Raw genomic sequence first — 15,494 nt, 5'->3', positions numbered from 1 at the left:
TCAACGTCAATTTGAAGCAACCAAACCAATGCAAAAGTGCTACACAGATGTGACAGAATTTGCCATTCCAGCAAGCACTCAAAAGCTTTACTTATCGCCAGTTTTAGATGGTTTTAACAGCGAAATCATCGCTTATAATCTTTCTACATCACCGAACTTAGAACAAGTAAAAGCTATGTTAGACCAGGCTTTCGGTGAGGAACATTACGAGAATACCATTCTCCATAGTGACCAAGGCTGGCAATACCAACACGATTCTTATCATCGGTTCCTAGAGAGTAAGGGAATTCAAGCATCCATGTCACGTAAGGGTAACAGCCCAGACAATGGTATGATGGAGTCCTTCTTTGGGATTCTGAAATCGGAAATGTTTTATGGTTATGAGAAGTCGTTTCAGTCGCTTAAGCAATTGGAACAAGCTATTGTAGACTATATTGATTACTACAACAATAAACGAATTAAGGTAAAACTAAAAGGACTTAGCCCTGTACAATACAGAACTAAATCCTTTGCTTAAATTAATTGTCTAACTTTTTGGGGTCAGTACAAATCCTAGCTTCTTTTTTGAGTCCTTCTTAAAGTGGGGATAGATGATGCTTGCCAAGGGAGTTCTTCTTATTTTGAGTATTTAAGTGACAGAGAAAAAGATATGTGTTACTATAGTAGTACAAAAGGATATCGGAGTAGAAATGAAGTATTTAAGCAGTCAAGACATCAAGGATCGTCAACGAAATATCAGCGACATTAAACCCTATAAAACAACCAAGGAAATCGTCGTTTCAAATATCTTTACCTTCTTTAATGCTATGAACTTGGCTCTGGCAGTTCTGGTAGCCACAACCTTGCGATTTGAGAATATGCTCTTTTTAGGTGTGATTGCTATCAATACAGCCATTGGGATTTTCCAAGAAGTGCGTTCAAAAAATGCTCTAGAAAAGCTAAGTTTGCTTGGTAAAAGTAAGTACAGAGTCAACCGAGATGGTCAAACGATTGAGATTGATCCGGAGGACATCGTTCTAGGGGAGTATCTGCATCTCAATCTGGGTGATCAGGTGCCTGTTGATGCAGAAGTCCTTGAAGGGAATATTGAAGTGGATGAGTCCTTGTTGACTGGTGAGAGTGATTCAGTCTTTAAAACGGTTGGTGATAAGCTGATGAGCGGAAGCAATGTCGTCAGTGGCACGTGTCTGGTCCTTGCTACAGCTGTGGGTCCAGATAGTTATATCAATAAACTCGCAAAATCCAGCAAGGAATTCAAAAAATATCCTTCTCAACTGCGCGATTACATGGATAAGATTTTAAAAATCGTCTCGATCTTGCTGGTGCCAGTTGCCATTCTGCTCTATATCAGAGGTTTTAGTCTAGGACGGTCTTATGTTGAGATCGTCTTGGGAAGTTCAGGTGCCTTGGTCGGCATGATTCCAGAGGGTTTGATTCTCTTGGTTAGCGTCTCCCTAGCGGTAGCAGCCATGAAGTTGGCTAAAAAGAAGGTTCTAGTGCAGGAGCTATACTGTGTAGAGACCTTGGCGCGAGTAGATGTTCTTTGTTTTGATAAGACAGGAACTATCACGACGGGGAATATGAAGGTCCAAGAAATGGATGCTAATGTAGCAGAGAAACTATCTTCTTATCTGGCTTATTTCGAGGATGAGAATGCGACTTCGCGGGCTCTGAAGACTTACTTAACCTGTGAGAAAAAATGGGAAGTTCAAGAAGTTGGTGCCTTTTCAAGTAAAAACAAGTATTCCTTTGTCCAAGTTAAAGATGGAGGAACTTACTTTTTCGGTGCTTATGAGTTTCTCGGTTTTACCCAAGCGATGGATCCTTACTATGAACATCTCAAACAGCAAGGTTTTCGAATCTTATCGCTCGCTCATAGTAAGGACCAGATTACAAGCCCAGCCAATATGGAACTACTAGGGCATGTCGTTTTGTCAGATGAGATCAAGGACAATACCAAGGAAACCTTTGACTATTTCGAATCTCAAGGTGTTGAAGTGAAGATTATCAGTGGGGATAATCATGTAGCTGTATATGGGGTGGCTCGTAAGGCAGGATTTAAAGAATCAGCGCGGGCGATTGATATGACCAAGGTGAGTGATGAGGACTTTGAAAGAGTGGTCTTGGACCACGATATCTTTGGACGTGTGACACCTGAACAGAAGCAAAAGATGGTATCTATTTTGCAAAATGCTGGTAAAACAGTTGCCATGAGTGGTGACGGGGTCAATGATGTTCTAGCTCTTAAGAAAGCAGATATTAGTTTCGCTATGAATGGTGCTACCAGTGCAGCCAAAAGTGTATCCAATATTGTTTTCCTGACAGATGACTTTGCAGTATTTTATGATATCTTGATGGAAGGACGCCGTGTCATCAATAACATTCAAAAGGTCGCCTCTCTCTTTCTAACAAAGACCTTCTTCTCCATCGTGTTTGCGATTTTGAGTGTGATATTTGGTTTGGAATTCGCCTTTATCCCTATTCAGTTTACAATCATTTCAGCTATTACGATTGGGATTCCATCTTTCTTCCTAACTTTTGAGTCCAATAAAGAAAAGGTTAGTACACATTTTATGCGAGATATTTTGACCAATGCTACGATTGGTGGTGGCGTTCTAGTCGCTAGTGTACTCTTGACGAACTTCTTTATTACTGTCCCTGGTCAGGTCAAATTTATTTGCTTCCTCCTTGCCCTGATCAATGGTCTGTGTCTGGTTGCCAAGGTCAGCCTGCCATTTAATCGATACAAACTAGTCTTGCTCATACTTTTGAGCCTTGCAGCCCTTGTTGGAGTGCTTGTCAATACCTTTATACTGCAAGGAGCGTATGTGCCTTTAGAAACCACCCAAGTCGTCTATGTAGCCATCCTAGCAGTGGTGATTGGAGGCTTGCATTATCTGACTAGAAGAAAAAATTGATACACAAAAAGAATCAGGGTTTAATCCTGATTCTTTTTTTATCTATATTCTCGATGGCTTGGATTACATGATGTGAAGAACATGTGCCACAATACCCACTGCGAAAAGGGCAAGGATAATAGTGATTGGAGATACTTTTTTCTTAAGCAAGTACATGCAAAGTAAAGTAAGGAGTAGTCCTGATAGTCCAGGAATCAACATATCCAAGTTTTGTTGGAAAGTAGTAACTTTTTCAGGTGTTTGAGACAATCCTTGTCCTACTTGTGCGAATGCTTCTTGGATACCTTTAGATCCTTCTGGCAATTTATCCCAATGGATATAAGCCTTTTCATCTAGTTGAACTTTAGAAACATCGAAAGCAAATTTAATATTTACCCAGCGTTGAACAAGGACAGCAAGAATGAACATCCCAAGGATAGAAGCACCTTTAGTGATGTCTTGAAGGATACCGCCAGACATATCTTTCGTGATTTCTGATCCAGCCTTGTATCCAACCTCTTGAACATACCACAAGAATGACATACGAATCAAGTTCCATGCAACAAAGAAGAGGAGTGGGCCCAAGATATTGCCAGTAAGGGCAAGTGAAGCACCGAGAGATCCAAGGATTGGGCGTACTGTAAACCAGAATACTGGGTCACCGATACCAGCAAGAGGTCCCATCATACCGATTTTAACCCCTTGGATAGCAGCGTCATCGATTTCCACACCGTTAGCACGTTCTTCTTCAAGCGCAAGAGTAACCCCCATGATTGGAGCAGCTACGTATGGGTGAGTGTTGAAGAACTCAAGGTGACGCTCAAGAGCAGCGATTTGATCTTCTTTTTTAGTATAGAGTTTTTTGATAGCTGGAATGAGTGTATAAGCCCAGCCCAAGTTTTGCATCCGTTCAAAGTTCCAAGACCCTTGTAAGAAGGTTGAACGCCACCAAACTTTTTTACGATCTGATTTAGTTAATTGAAGTTTTTCAGTCATGATGTTTTCAGTCCTTTCTTATCTTAGTAGTCTTCTAGGATATCGCCGATTGGGTCGTTAGAAGTTGCAGCTCCTCCGCCACCATTTCCACCAGTTTTAGAAAGGTGAAGGTAGATAAGAGCGATAGCAACACCGATAGCACCAAATCCGATTAGAGTAATATCTGATACAGCAGCAAGAACGAAACCAAGAGCGAAGAATGGCCATACTTCACGAGTTGCCATCATGTTGATAACCATAGCGTAACCAACGGCAACGACCATACCACCACCGATAGCCATACCATCTTTGAGCCAGTCTGGCATGGCACTAAGGATACTTTGTACAGTTTCAGTTGGAACCATAAGGAGAAGAGCTGCGGGAAGCGCGATACGAAGTCCTTGGAAAAGTAGCGCAATAAAATGCGCACGCTCCACAGCGCCGAAGTCACCTTTTTTAGCGGCAGCATCAGCAGTGTGAACCAAACCAACTGAAATTGTACGTACAATCATAGTTAAGAATAGACCAGCAACGGCAAGAGGGATAGCAACCGCTTGGGCAACACCGATACCTGTCTTGGTAAAGTCACCACCAAGAACCATGATAATGGCAGCAGCGACAGAAGCAAGTGCAGCATCAGGAGCGATAGCAGCACCGATATTTGACCAACCAAGGGCAATCATTTGAAGCGATCCACCGAGGATAATCCCTGCTTCCAAGTGACCTGTTACAAGCCCAATAAGGGTACAGGCTACAAGTGGTTGGTGAAATTGGAATTGGTCGAGGACGCCTTCAAGACCTGCAAGGAAGGCTACAACGACTACTAAAACCATAGAAATAATAGACATCTTTAAAATCCTTTCATAAATAATGGCTTATTTGACATTGGCTTTGTTAATCAAGTCAAACAAATCTTTTTTAGAATCATTTGGTACTTTACGGACATCGAATTCAACACCCAAGTCACGCATTTTTTCAAATGTAGCAACATCTTCTTTGTCCATAGACAAAACGGTATTGACCAATGTTTTACCTGTTGAGTGAGCCATAGAACCAACGTTAAGAGTCTTGATTGGCACGCCACCTTCGATTGCACGAAGGGCATCTTGAGGTGTTTCAAACAAGATAAGGGCATGTGTTTCTCCAAAGCGTGGGTCTTTTGAAACCTCAATCAATTTTTGAATTGGAACCACATTGGCTCTGACATTATTTGGAGCTGCTTGTTTAATCAATTCTTTACGAAGATCGTCGTTGGCAACGTTATCTGAAGCAACGATAATACGGTCTGCTTTTGAATCTGGAGTCCAAGCAGTTGCAACCTGACCGTGAAGGAGACGAGTGTCAAGACGGGCAAGGTTAATCTTGAGTTTTCCATCTCCGATAACAGTTCCTTCTGGGATAGCAGCTTGGGCAACTGGAGCAGCTGCAGCAGTTGCAACTTCTTCAACTGGATTTAACTCTTCTGGAAGAGCTTTGATGCCATCTTTGGCTTCTTTAATAATATTAGCAGCGACTTTTTCTACACCTGCAGCAGCGTCCATCAGGCGCTCTGTGTAGGCTTGAATTAACATCGGTAAGTTAAGTCCTGTGATGATGGCAAACTTACGCTCAGGATTTTCTCCCATCACGCGACTAGCTTGGTTAAATGGAGATCCACTCCAAAGGTCAGCCAAAACTAGAACCTCATCTTCTGCGTCAAATGCAGCAACAGCGTTATTAAACTTAGCGTATAGATCATCAGGACCTTCGTTTGGCATAAAGGTTACAACTTGAACCTTTTCTTGTTCACCAAAAATCATAGATCCTGACTGATGAATACCCGCAGCAAATTCGCCGTGGCTCGCAATAATGATTCCGATACTCATTATTGTCATTCCTCCTTTTTTGTTTTAGTTTTCGTTTAAGAAAACTTTAAGACTGTTTAAGTATAAACCGTTTTCATCTAAAAATCAACTATTTATCATAAAATAATTAAAAAGATTACATCTGAAAATATTGATATATTGAGTTTTGGAGACGTTTTTTTGAATCCTTATTAAAAAATTTAATATAAAAAAGTTGGAAGCGTATTCCAACTTTTAAAATAGATTTTTATTAGATTAGTGGGTGAAGTCGAGTACCATACGTCCTTGGATTTGACCTTTTTCCATTTCGTCGAAAATGGCTACGGCATCTTCTATTGGACGTTTTTGAACAACTGGAACTACCAAACCTTCTGCACCGAATTGGAAGGCTTCTTCCAAGTCTTTACGAGTTCCAACAAGAGAACCGATGACTTGGATTCCATCTAGAACGGTTTTCACGATGCTGAGTTCCATCATTTCAGAAGGAAGACCAACAGCGACGACGCGACCACCAGCACGAACTGAGTCAACAGCCTGGTTGAAGGCAACTTTAGATACAGCAGTTACGACCGCTGAATGAGCTCCTCCATCAGTTTTTTCCTTGATGAGTCCAGGTACATCTTCAACTTCGAGGCCGTTAATCACAATGTCAGCACCTACTTCTTTTGCAAGGGCAAGTTTGTCGTTATTGATATCAACTGCGATGACATGAGCATTGAATACTTTTTTAGCGTATTGAACAGCTAGGTTACCAAGTCCACCAGCGCCGTAAAGAACAACCCATTGGCCTGGTTCAACTTTGGCTTCTTTAATGGCTTTATAGGTTGTTACACCAGCACATGTGATAGAAGAGGCTTGGGCTGGATCAAGTCCGTCAGGAACTTTGACAGCATAGTCTGCAGTTACGATACATTGTTCAGCCATACCACCATCTACTGAGTAGCCGGCATTTTTCACTGTACGGCAAAGGGTTTCGCGACCAGTTGTACAGTATTCGCAAGTACCACATCCTTCAAAGAACCAAGCAACGCTGACGCGGTCACCGACTTTAAGGCTTTTCACATCTGGGGCAATTTCTTTAACGATACCGACACCTTCGTGACCTAGGACACGTCCTGGTACCTGACCGAAGTCGCCATGGGCAACGTGGAGGTCAGTGTGGCAAACACCACAGTATTCAATTTCTACAAGTGCTTCCCCAGTTTCAAGTGGGCGGAGTACTTTTTCTTCAACAGCAACACCAGTGCTTTCTGGATTTACAACAACAGCTTTCATAGCTATCCTCCTTTATATTGACCGAGAACAGGGACAACGGGACTGGATTGATTTTGTGTCAACAGAGTCGAGTGTAACGAGCTCTCTTGTATTTATATGTAAAGTATATCACAAAAGAAAGCCTTTTCCAAGGTTTTGGTGGTAAAAAATAGAACAATCGATTAACTGGTTGATGAGGCTGTGAAAAGAGCACAAAGACCAGCTCGCAAGCTGGTCAGTAGGGGCTATAAGAATAAGTCTTGCAGGGTTTTGGCAACTCCATCTTGGTCATTGGTCAGGGCAATTTGCTCATCTGCATAAGGGAGTAGCTCTGGATTGGCATTTTTCATGGCATAGCCCTTCCCAGCAAAAGCGAGCATTTCGGTATCATTGTGTTCATCTCCAAAAGCAATCAAATCTTTTTTGTCGCGGTTCATTACCTTGAGCAAGTAGTCCAAAGCAAAGGCCTTATTGACACCTTTTGGGGTACACTCAAGGATATTGAGCGGACCTCCCCAGGTATTGATAGACAGTTGATGCTGGTAGAAGGCGTTCATTTCTTTTGCCAAGGCATATTTGTCACTGGCTCTGGTCTGTAACAGAATACAGTTAGGATCCTTGGTTACTAACTCTGGCTGAAATTGATCTTCAGGCTGGAAAGCTTCTACACCAAATAGTTTAGGATCGGCAATTTCTTCATTGGGATTTGTGATGTAGAATTTTTTACGGTATTCTCCAGCGATAAAATCGGCTTGAATGTCCTCAGAACGTCGAACCATGTCTAGCAGATATTTTTTGTCTACCGTCAAACACTTTTCAAAGTCCCAAACTTGGTCTGGTAAATGAGTAAGGGAGCCGTTGAAATTAATCATAGGAGTGTCTAAGCCTAGTTCACGGTAAAAATCTTTTGACATACGATACGGACGGCCTGTCGTGATGATGACATGGTGTCCTTTTTCTGAAATTTTTTTGATCGTCTCTTTGGTGAAATCGGAGAGCTTGCTTTCATTATTTAGCAGGGTTCCGTCCAAATCGACTGCGATAATTTTTTTAGTCATATAAACCTTCCTAGTCGTTTCCAGATAAGATGTCTACTATTATATCAAAAAGAAGGAAGAAAAGCAGACAAGAACAAAAACTACAGTTGCTTTGATTTATTAAATAATTCAAACAAACATATTGAAAAGGTGAATGATAAATGATATAATACTGATATTGTTCGTAAAAAACAAAAGGAGATTAAAGATGGACAAACTATTTAAACTAAAAGAGCACGGGACAGATGTCCGTACAGAGGTGCTTGCTGGTTTAACAACATTCTTTGCAATGAGTTATATTCTCTTTGTAAACCCTCAAATGCTTTCCCAAACGGGTATGCCTGTTCAAGGTGTGTTCTTGGCAACGATTATCGGTTCTGTAGTTGGTACTTTGATGATGGCTTTCTATGCTAATTTGCCGTACGCACAAGCACCAGGTATGGGACTAAATGCCTTCTTCACCTTTACAGTTGTATTTGGGATGGGCTATACTTGGAAAGAGGCTCTTGGTATGGTCTTCATTTGTGGAATTATTTCACTGATTATTACCTTAACAAATGTTCGTAAAATGATCATCGAATCTATTCCAACAACACTTCGTTCAGCTATTTCGGCTGGTATTGGTGTTTTCCTTGCCTATGTTGGAATTAAGAATGCTGGTCTCTTGAAATTCTCAATCGATCCAGGTACTTATACGGTAGCAGGTGAAGGAGCAGACAAGGCTCAAGCTGCACTTACTGCAAACTCCGCAGCTGTTCCAGGATTGGTAGACTTCAATACTCCAGCCGTATTGGTAGCTCTTGCAGGTTTGGCTATTACCATTTTCTTTGTTGTTAAAGGCATCAAGGGTGGAATCATTCTTTCTATTTTAACAACGACTGTGCTTGCCATTGCTGTTGGTGTTGTCAAATTATCAGGGATTGACTTTGCTAGCAACAATCTTTCAGCAGCGGTTAATGATTTAGGAACTTTGTTTGGTGCTGCTCTTGGTTCAGAAGGTTTAGGATCTTTGATTTCAAACACTTCGCGTTTACCAGAAACCTTGATGGCTATTCTTGCCTTCTCACTAACGGATATTTTTGATACAATCGGTACTCTTATCGGTACTGGTGAAAAAGTTGGTATTGTTGCGACAAGTGGGGAAAACCATGAGTCCGCTAAATTGGACAAGGCTCTATACTCTGACTTGGTGGCAACTTCGGTAGGTGCCATTGCAGGTACTTCAAACGTTACGACCTATGTTGAATCTGCGGCTGGTATCGGTGCTGGTGGACGTACTGGTTTGACAGCCCTAGTGGTTGCGATCTGTTTTGCTCTATCTAGCTTCTTTAGCCCACTTCTTGCTATTGTTCCTTCAGCAGCAACAGCACCAATTTTGATTATCGTCGGAATTATGATGCTGTCTAATCTTAAAAATATTCCTTGGGATGATATGTCAGAAGCAGTTCCTGCCTTCTTTACTTCTATCTTTATGGGATTCAGCTACTCAATCACTCAAGGGATCGCAGTTGGTTTCTTGACATACACCTTGACAAAACTTGTCAAAGGTCAAGCCAAGGATGTGCACGTGATGATTTGGATTTTGGATGCCTTGTTTATCCTTAACTATATCAGTATGGCACTATAAATGGTATAATAGAAAAAGGGGAGTCTCCCCTTTTTCTTATAAGGAGGTACATCATGAAAGATAAGACGATTTGGCAAGAGGTTTTAAACAGAGGGAAATGGGTGATCATCCTTTTGGTAGCTTTTGTTCTATCTCAATTTCCCATAGGACTTGCTTTGTTTTTAGCAAACAAACAGTTTCCGATTTTACAGTCAGGGCTCTTAGTTGGTGCCCTATCCATAGTCGTTTTGATTGTATTTATTATTGGTGCACGAAAAACACAACTTGCTACTTTTAATCTATCCTTTTTTAAGGCAAAAGACTTGGCTCGCTTGGTACTGAGTTATCTGGTGATTTTTGCGACAAATCTCTTGGGTTCACTCCTGCTTCGACTAACAAATGAGGCAACAACCAGTAACCAATCAATACTGAATGGTTTGGTTCAGAATAGTTCCTTGATTTCAACTTTCTTCCTACTAGTCTTGATTGCGCCGATTTGTGAAGAAATTTTGTGTCGTGGGATTATTCCAAAAAAGATTTTCCGTGGAAAAGAAAAACTAGGCTTTATTGTTGGTGCAATCGTCTTTGCCTTGCTTCATATGCCAACCAATCTACCTTCTGTGATTATTTATGGAGGAATGTCAACGGTTTTGACTTGGACAGCCTATAAGACTGAGCGTTTGGAGATGTCCATTTTGCTTCATATGATTCTCAATGGTATTGCATTTTGTTTGTTGGCCTTATTGGTATTGATTAGTAGAAATCTAGGTCTATCATTCTAAACAATTGGCCTACTTGGAAAAGATGAATACTAACGTGTCCATCTTTTTTCTTTTTATGGTAAAATAGAGAAATAATATGATGAAAAGCCTTAAGGAAGTGACCGTTATGTCCAATAAAGTCAACCACAAAAAAACAGCTATTTGTGGAATTATCAATGTAACCCCAGACTCCTTTTCGGATGGTGGGCAGTTTCTTGCTCTTGACCAGGCGCTCCAGCAAGCTCGTAAATTGATAGCTGAAGGAGCGAGTGTGCTAGATATCGGTGGAGAATCGACCCGGCCCCGGCCGGGCAGTAGCTATGTTGAGATAGAAGAGGAAATCCAGCGTGTTGTTCCAGTGATTAAAGCTATCCGTGAGGAAAGTGATGTTCTCATTTCCATTGATACTTGGAAAAGTCAGGTGGCAGAGGCTGCCTTGGCTGCTGGTGCCAATCTGGTCAATGATATCACGGGTCTCATGGGAGATGAGAAAATGGCGGATGTGGTTGCTAAGGCTGGAGCGAAGGTGGTTATCATGTTTAATCCAGTTATGGCTCGTCCTCAGCATCCTAGTTCGCTCATCTTTCCTCATTTTGGTTTTGGACAAGCTTTTACAGAAGAAGAGTTAGCTGGCTTTGAAAAAATGCCAATCGAAGACTTGATGGAGGCTTTCTTTGAACGAGCTCTAGCGAGAGCGGATCAAGCTGGGATTGCAAGAGAAAATATTCTACTGGATCCAGGAATTGGCTTTGGTCTGACTAAGAAAGAAAATCTGCTTCTTCTACGGGATCTAGATAAACTACACCAGCAAGGCTATCCAATCTTTCTTGGTGTTTCGCGCAAGCGGTTTGTTATTAATATCCTGGAGGAAAATGGCTTTGAAGTTAATCCTGAGACCGAACTTGGTTTCCGCAATCGGGACACAGCTTCGGCTCATGTAACCAGTATCGCTGCGAGACAGGGTGTGGAAGTGGTCCGCGTACATGACGTAGCCAGTCACAGGATGGCGGTTGAAATTGCCTCTGCTATTCGTTTAGCAGATGATGCAGAAAATCTAGATTTAAAACAATATAAGTAAGATGAACGAAATTCAAAACAATCAGTGGATTGCCCACTACCGAACGGACCAACCGCATTTTGGTTTGGAGCGAATGGTGGAACTCCTAGCTCTGCGAGGCAACTCCCATCTCAAACTCAAGGTTATCCACATCGGTGGGACCAACGGCAAGGGGTCTACCATTGCTTTTTTGAAAAAGATGCTGGAAAAGCTAGGACTGAGAGTTGGGGTGTTCAGCTCGCCCTATCTCATTCATTATACGGATCAGATTAGCATCAATGGGGAATCTATCCCCGAGGCTAGGCTAGAAGCCCTCATGGCAGACTATCAGTCTTTGCTTGAGGGAGAATCGGCTGACAATTTGCAGGGAACAACCGAGTTTGAGATTATCACAGCTCTAGCTTATGATTACTTTGCCTTAGAGCAAGTAGATGTGGCTATCATGGAAGTCGGCATGGGTGGTCTTTTGGATAGTACTAATGTTTGTCAGCCAATTTTGACAGGGATTACGACCATTGGACTGGACCATGTAGCCCTACTTGGGGACACCTTGGGGGCCATAGCAGAGCAGAAGGCTGGTATTGTCAAACAAGGTATTCCTTTGGTGACAGGTCATATTGTTCTTGAAGCCTTGACTGTGATAGACTCTATTGCAGAAGCTAAAAATGCGCCGAGACTTGCCTATGGGAGTGATTATCAAGTTTCTTATCAAGAAAGTGTGGTGACAGGTGAGGTATTTGACTATACAAGTGCTGTCAGACAAGGTCGCTTTCAGACAGGTCTGCTTGGTTTGCATCAGATTGAGAATGCAGGGATGGCGCTTGCCCTCCTAGACACTTATTGCCAGGAGACTGGGCGAGAATTTGCAAGTAATGCCTTGGTCGCTCAAGCCTTGGAGGAAACCAGATGGCCAGGGCGTTTGGAGGTTCTGTCTAGCGCCCCATTGTTGCTTTTGGATGGGGCCCACAATCCCCATGCTATCAAGGCTTTATTAGCAACCTTGCAAGAACGCTTTGCGGATTATCATAAGGAAATCCTCTTTACGTGTATTAAAACCAAGGCTTTGGAGGATATGCTGGATTTACTAGAGACGATGCCAGATAGTCAATTGACCTTAACCCATTTTGACGATAGTCGGGCGACGGATGAAAGCGTGCTGAAAGAGACAGCCAAGTCTAGAAATCTCAATTACCAAAGTTGGCAGGATTTTCTAGAGCAGAAATTGACAGATAAAAATGAAGAGAAACAAACAGTTAGGATTGTCACGGGTTCCTTGTATTTCTTGAGCCAAGTGAGAGCCTATCTGATGGAGAGGAAGAACGAGAATGGATACACAAAAGATTGAAACGGCTGTAAAAATGATTATTGAGGCTGTCGGTGAGGATGCTAACCGCGAGGGCTTGCAGGAAACACCTGCTCGTGTAGCCCGTATGTACCAAGAGATTTTTTCAGGTCTTGGCCAAACTGCTGAGGAACACCTGTCAAAATCCTTTGAGATTATCGACGATAATATGGTGGTGGAGAAGGATATCTTTTTCCACACCATGTGTGAACACCACTTCTTGCCCTTCTATGGGAGAGCGCACATTGCCTATATTCCAGACGGTCGTGTGGCAGGCCTGTCCAAGCTAGCTCGTACAGTTGAAGTCTACTCTAAAAAACCACAGATTCAAGAACGGTTGAATATTGAAGTGGCTGATGCCTTGATGGACTATCTGGGGGCTAAGGGAGCCTTTGTTGTCATTGAGGCGGAACATATGTGTATGAGCATGCGTGGTGTCAGAAAGCCAGGTACTGCGACTTTGACTACTGTAGCCCGTGGCGTATTTGAGACGGATAAGGACCTCCGAGACCAGGCTTATCGTTTAATGGGACTATAAAAGAATCCGCTTTAAGCGGATTTTTCTAGAAAGGACTAGTTATGGATCAACTGCAGATTAAAGATTTGGAAATTTTTGCCTATCATGGTCTTTTCCCTAGTGAGAAAGAATTGGGGCAGAAGTTTGTTATTTCCGCAAGCTTATCCTATGATATGACCAAGGCGGCTACAGACTTGGATTTAACAGCCTCTGTCCATTACGGAGAACTGTGTCAGCAGTGGACGACTTGGTTTCAGGAAACCACTGAGGACTTGATTGAAACGGTAGCCTACAAACTAGTTGAACGTACCTTTGAGACCTATCCTCTTGTCCAAGAGATTGAGTTGGAACTAAAAAAACCTTGGGCTCCAGTGCATTTGCCATTGGATACCTGCTCGGTGACCATTCGCCGTCGTAAGCAGCGAGCCTTTATCGCCCTAGGAAGTAATATGGGAGACAAGAAAGCGAACTTGGAACAAGCTATTGATAAACTGCGGACTCGAGGTATCCATATTCTCAAAGAGTCCAGTGTCTTGGCGACGGAGCCTTGGGGTGGTGTGGAACAAGATAGCTTTGCTAATCAGGTGATTGAAGTAGAAACCTGGCTACCAGCACCAGTCTTGTTAGAAACATTGTTAGCCATTGAGTCAGAAATGGGACGGGTTAGAGAAGTGCATTGGGGGCCTCGCTTGATTGATTTGGACTTGCTTTTTGTGGAGGACCAGATTATTTACACAGACGAGCTCATCTTGCCTCATCCTTATATAGCAGAACGCCTCTTTGTTCTTGAGCCGTTAGTGGAAATAGCTCCCCATTTTATCCATCCGATCCTAAAGCAACCAATTCGTTACTTGGTTGACCAGTTGGAGCAAGGAAATGCCTAAGCTTTCCGAGACCTATAGCAAGTGGAAGAGTATCGGGGAGGGACTGCTTGCTATTGTTTTAGGGCTTCTCTTGATTCGTTTTGGACAAGTTATTCCGCGAATGGGGTACCAGTTGCTGATGGGCTACTTTTCCTTGTCAGCAGTTTGGCACTTGTTGACTCGCTGGTTTCAAGATAAAAAACGTCGGGAAAATATCTTTGTAACCCTGGGCAAGCTGGTGGTTGCGGCTCTGGTGTTTGACTCTATCATCTTGCAAGACCTTGCCCTCTATCTCCTGGTTTTTATCATTGCGAGCTACCAGCTGTTTACGGGCATCATTAGTCTTGTGACTTGGTCTCTCTATCGAAAAAATGCCATTCATCCTCGGCTTCATCATCTCTTCGATGCTGTATGGATGATAGGATTCGGTCTTTATAGCATCTCTCCTTTTCACGATGCAGCGAATTTTGAATTGCTCTTGTTTGGATTTTACTTGCTCATGCTAGGAGCTAGTAGCCTCCGGGACGGTTTCTTTTTTGAAAGGATAGAAAACAATCCCAAGCTGAAACGACGTATGCGAATGACCTTGCCGATCTTTGTGACGGCTCTGATCCCTATCAGCACCTTGCGTAAACTGAATGAGTGGCTGTCAAATCATGAAAACCAAGAAGGAGAAGTTCATTCAGAAAGAAAAAACGATCAGGTGGTTGATCTAGAAATTTTTATTCATACCTCAGAAACCTCTTTCTTCCTTGCCATGGGGCATGTGGATATTTGCTATCAAGGGACGGTTATTTCCTATGGCTCGTATGATCCTCACTCGGAGCGCTTATTCGGCATGGTTGGAGACGGTGTCTTGTTTAAAGCCAATCGGGAAAAATACATCGAGCTCTGTAAGAGGGAAAGTCAGAAGACCTTGTTTGCTTATGGCCTGAGTTTGACGGACCAACAGAAAGCAGCTATCCAAGCGCGTTTAGCGGAGATAGAAGACCTGTTAATTCCTTGGGAACCAAGCTCGCAGTTGATGAAAAGAAGAGAGGGAGAGGTCAAGCATACCTACTCCTACCAACTGAAAGAGGAAGCAGATGCGACCCTCTATAAATTCAGCTCATCTGAGTTTAAGACCTACTTTGTTCTCAGTACCAATTGTGTTTTGCTGGCAGACTCTATCGTGGGAAAAGCTGGAACTGATATATTGAGTCCCCAAGGTTTCATTGTGCCAGGGACTTATCAGGATTACCTTGATTTAGAGTACACAAAACCCAATGGTCTAGTTGTTAGTCGCTCCATTTATTAGAAAAAGAAAACTCTAGTTCCTCAGCAGTTTACGCCAAGAAGCTA

The 15,494-nt window shown here is 42.5% G+C and carries 14 protein-coding genes; 9 read left to right on the top strand and 5 right to left on the bottom strand.

The genetic code is table 11. The features are described 5' to 3' along the window. Both ACIY19_RS04730 and ACIY19_RS04725 read left to right on the top strand, forming a co-directional pair. Positions 1–517, top strand: a 517-nt coding sequence (locus tag ACIY19_RS04730; RefSeq protein ID WP_261056701.1) for an IS3 family transposase, incomplete at its 5' end; no start/stop codon positions are given. A 172-nt stretch (positions 518–689) separates the two neighbouring features. Further along, positions 690–2,918 carry an HAD-IC family P-type ATPase gene (locus ACIY19_RS04725; protein WP_409002814.1) on the top strand — a complete coding sequence of 743 codons (2,229 nt, stop codon included), beginning with the start codon at positions 690–692 and terminating at the stop codon, positions 2,916–2,918. A 63-nt stretch (positions 2,919–2,981) separates the two neighbouring features. Here the strand turns inward: ACIY19_RS04725 and ACIY19_RS04720 are convergent, their stop codons facing one another. The 5 genes from ACIY19_RS04720 to ACIY19_RS04700 all read right to left on the bottom strand — a co-directional run bounded on the left by ACIY19_RS04720 (position 2,982) and on the right by ACIY19_RS04700 (position 8,028). After that, positions 2,982–3,893: a PTS system mannose/fructose/sorbose family transporter subunit IID gene (locus tag ACIY19_RS04720; protein ID WP_050222832.1), complete on the bottom strand. Its 912-nt coding sequence runs from the start codon at positions 3,891–3,893 to the stop codon at positions 2,982–2,984. Between the two features lie 23 nt (positions 3,894–3,916). After that, positions 3,917–4,720, bottom strand: coding sequence for a PTS mannose/fructose/sorbose transporter subunit IIC (locus ACIY19_RS04715; RefSeq protein WP_050222833.1), 804 nt, complete (start codon positions 4,718–4,720; stop codon positions 3,917–3,919). Between the two features lie 27 nt (positions 4,721–4,747). Beyond that, positions 4,748–5,737 (bottom strand): PTS sugar transporter subunit IIB, encoded by a 990-nt coding sequence (locus ACIY19_RS04710; protein ID WP_409002813.1) that lies wholly within the window; start codon positions 5,735–5,737, stop codon positions 4,748–4,750. A 234-nt stretch (positions 5,738–5,971) separates the two neighbouring features. Then, a complete protein-coding gene (gene adhP, locus ACIY19_RS04705) occupies positions 5,972–6,991 on the bottom strand; it encodes an alcohol dehydrogenase AdhP (RefSeq protein ID WP_000649185.1) in 1,020 nt (339 codons plus the stop codon). Positions 6,992–7,215: 224 nt separating this feature from the next. After that, positions 7,216–8,028, bottom strand: coding sequence for a Cof-type HAD-IIB family hydrolase (locus tag ACIY19_RS04700; protein WP_409002812.1), 813 nt, complete (start codon positions 8,026–8,028; stop codon positions 7,216–7,218). Positions 8,029–8,215: 187 nt separating this feature from the next. Between ACIY19_RS04700 and ACIY19_RS04695 the strand changes: the two genes are divergently transcribed. From ACIY19_RS04695 to ACIY19_RS04665, 7 genes are all read left to right on the top strand, one after another. Beyond that, positions 8,216–9,634: an NCS2 family permease gene (locus ACIY19_RS04695; protein WP_409002811.1), complete on the top strand. Its 1,419-nt coding sequence runs from the start codon at positions 8,216–8,218 to the stop codon at positions 9,632–9,634. A 53-nt stretch (positions 9,635–9,687) separates the two neighbouring features. Beyond that, entirely contained in the window at positions 9,688–10,395 is a 708-nt protein-coding gene (locus tag ACIY19_RS04690) for a CPBP family intramembrane glutamic endopeptidase (RefSeq protein WP_000653640.1), read from the top strand. A gap of 76 nt (positions 10,396–10,471) precedes the next feature. Further along, complete coding sequence (gene folP / locus ACIY19_RS04685; RefSeq protein ID WP_409002810.1) at positions 10,472–11,452, top strand: dihydropteroate synthase; 981 nt, start codon at positions 10,472–10,474, stop codon at positions 11,450–11,452. Position 11,453: 1 nt separating this feature from the next. After that, positions 11,454–12,776: a bifunctional folylpolyglutamate synthase/dihydrofolate synthase gene (locus tag ACIY19_RS04680; RefSeq protein ID WP_409002809.1), complete on the top strand. Its 1,323-nt coding sequence runs from the start codon at positions 11,454–11,456 to the stop codon at positions 12,774–12,776. Continuing rightward, the gene (gene folE, locus ACIY19_RS04675; protein ID WP_000380933.1) at positions 12,757–13,311 is read left to right on the top strand and encodes a GTP cyclohydrolase I FolE; all 555 of its coding nucleotides are present in this window, start codon (positions 12,757–12,759) and stop codon (positions 13,309–13,311) included. Before ACIY19_RS04680 ends, folE begins: the two co-directional genes overlap by 20 nt. A gap of 41 nt (positions 13,312–13,352) precedes the next feature. Next, the gene (folK, locus tag ACIY19_RS04670; RefSeq protein ID WP_070656913.1) at positions 13,353–14,174 is read left to right on the top strand and encodes a 2-amino-4-hydroxy-6-hydroxymethyldihydropteridine diphosphokinase; all 822 of its coding nucleotides are present in this window, start codon (positions 13,353–13,355) and stop codon (positions 14,172–14,174) included. Next, positions 14,167–15,450 carry a hypothetical protein gene (locus ACIY19_RS04665; protein ID WP_061426603.1) on the top strand — a complete coding sequence of 428 codons (1,284 nt, stop codon included), beginning with the start codon at positions 14,167–14,169 and terminating at the stop codon, positions 15,448–15,450. The genes folK and ACIY19_RS04665 overlap by 8 nt, the downstream gene beginning before the upstream one ends. The last annotated feature ends 44 nt before the right edge of the window (positions 15,451–15,494 follow it).

It is taken from the genome of Streptococcus sp. ST14, from assembly GCF_046098195.1.
Lineage (GTDB): Bacteria > Bacillota > Bacilli > Lactobacillales > Streptococcaceae > Streptococcus.
The sequence above is the reverse complement of the archived record's forward strand: the minus strand, read 5'-3'. Positions and strand labels throughout refer to the sequence as shown.

Bases quoted from the DNA above. Each gene is read 5' to 3' on its own strand.
- ACIY19_RS04700 (WP_409002812.1), bottom strand. From the start codon at position 8,028: ATGACTAAAAAAATTATCGCAGTCGATTTGGACGGAACCCTGCTAAAT.
- ACIY19_RS04725 (WP_409002814.1), top strand. From the start codon at position 690: ATGAAGTATTTAAGCAGTCAAGACATCAAGGATCGTCAACGAAATATC.
- ACIY19_RS04710 (WP_409002813.1), bottom strand. From the start codon at position 5,737: ATGAGTATCGGAATCATTATTGCGAGCCACGGCGAATTTGCTGCGGGT.
- adhP (WP_000649185.1), bottom strand. From the start codon at position 6,991: ATGAAAGCTGTTGTTGTAAATCCAGAAAGCACTGGTGTTGCTGTTGAA.
- folE (WP_000380933.1), top strand. From the start codon at position 12,757: ATGGATACACAAAAGATTGAAACGGCTGTAAAAATGATTATTGAGGCT.
- folK (WP_070656913.1), top strand. From the start codon at position 13,353: ATGGATCAACTGCAGATTAAAGATTTGGAAATTTTTGCCTATCATGGT.
- ACIY19_RS04715 (WP_050222833.1), bottom strand. From the start codon at position 4,720: ATGTCTATTATTTCTATGGTTTTAGTAGTCGTTGTAGCCTTCCTTGCA.
- ACIY19_RS04695 (WP_409002811.1), top strand. From the start codon at position 8,216: ATGGACAAACTATTTAAACTAAAAGAGCACGGGACAGATGTCCGTACA.
- ACIY19_RS04720 (WP_050222832.1), bottom strand. From the start codon at position 3,893: ATGACTGAAAAACTTCAATTAACTAAATCAGATCGTAAAAAAGTTTGG.
- ACIY19_RS04665 (WP_061426603.1), top strand. From the start codon at position 14,167: ATGCCTAAGCTTTCCGAGACCTATAGCAAGTGGAAGAGTATCGGGGAG.
- ACIY19_RS04680 (WP_409002809.1), top strand. From the start codon at position 11,454: ATGAACGAAATTCAAAACAATCAGTGGATTGCCCACTACCGAACGGAC.
- folP (WP_409002810.1), top strand. From the start codon at position 10,472: ATGATGAAAAGCCTTAAGGAAGTGACCGTTATGTCCAATAAAGTCAAC.
- ACIY19_RS04690 (WP_000653640.1), top strand. From the start codon at position 9,688: ATGAAAGATAAGACGATTTGGCAAGAGGTTTTAAACAGAGGGAAATGG.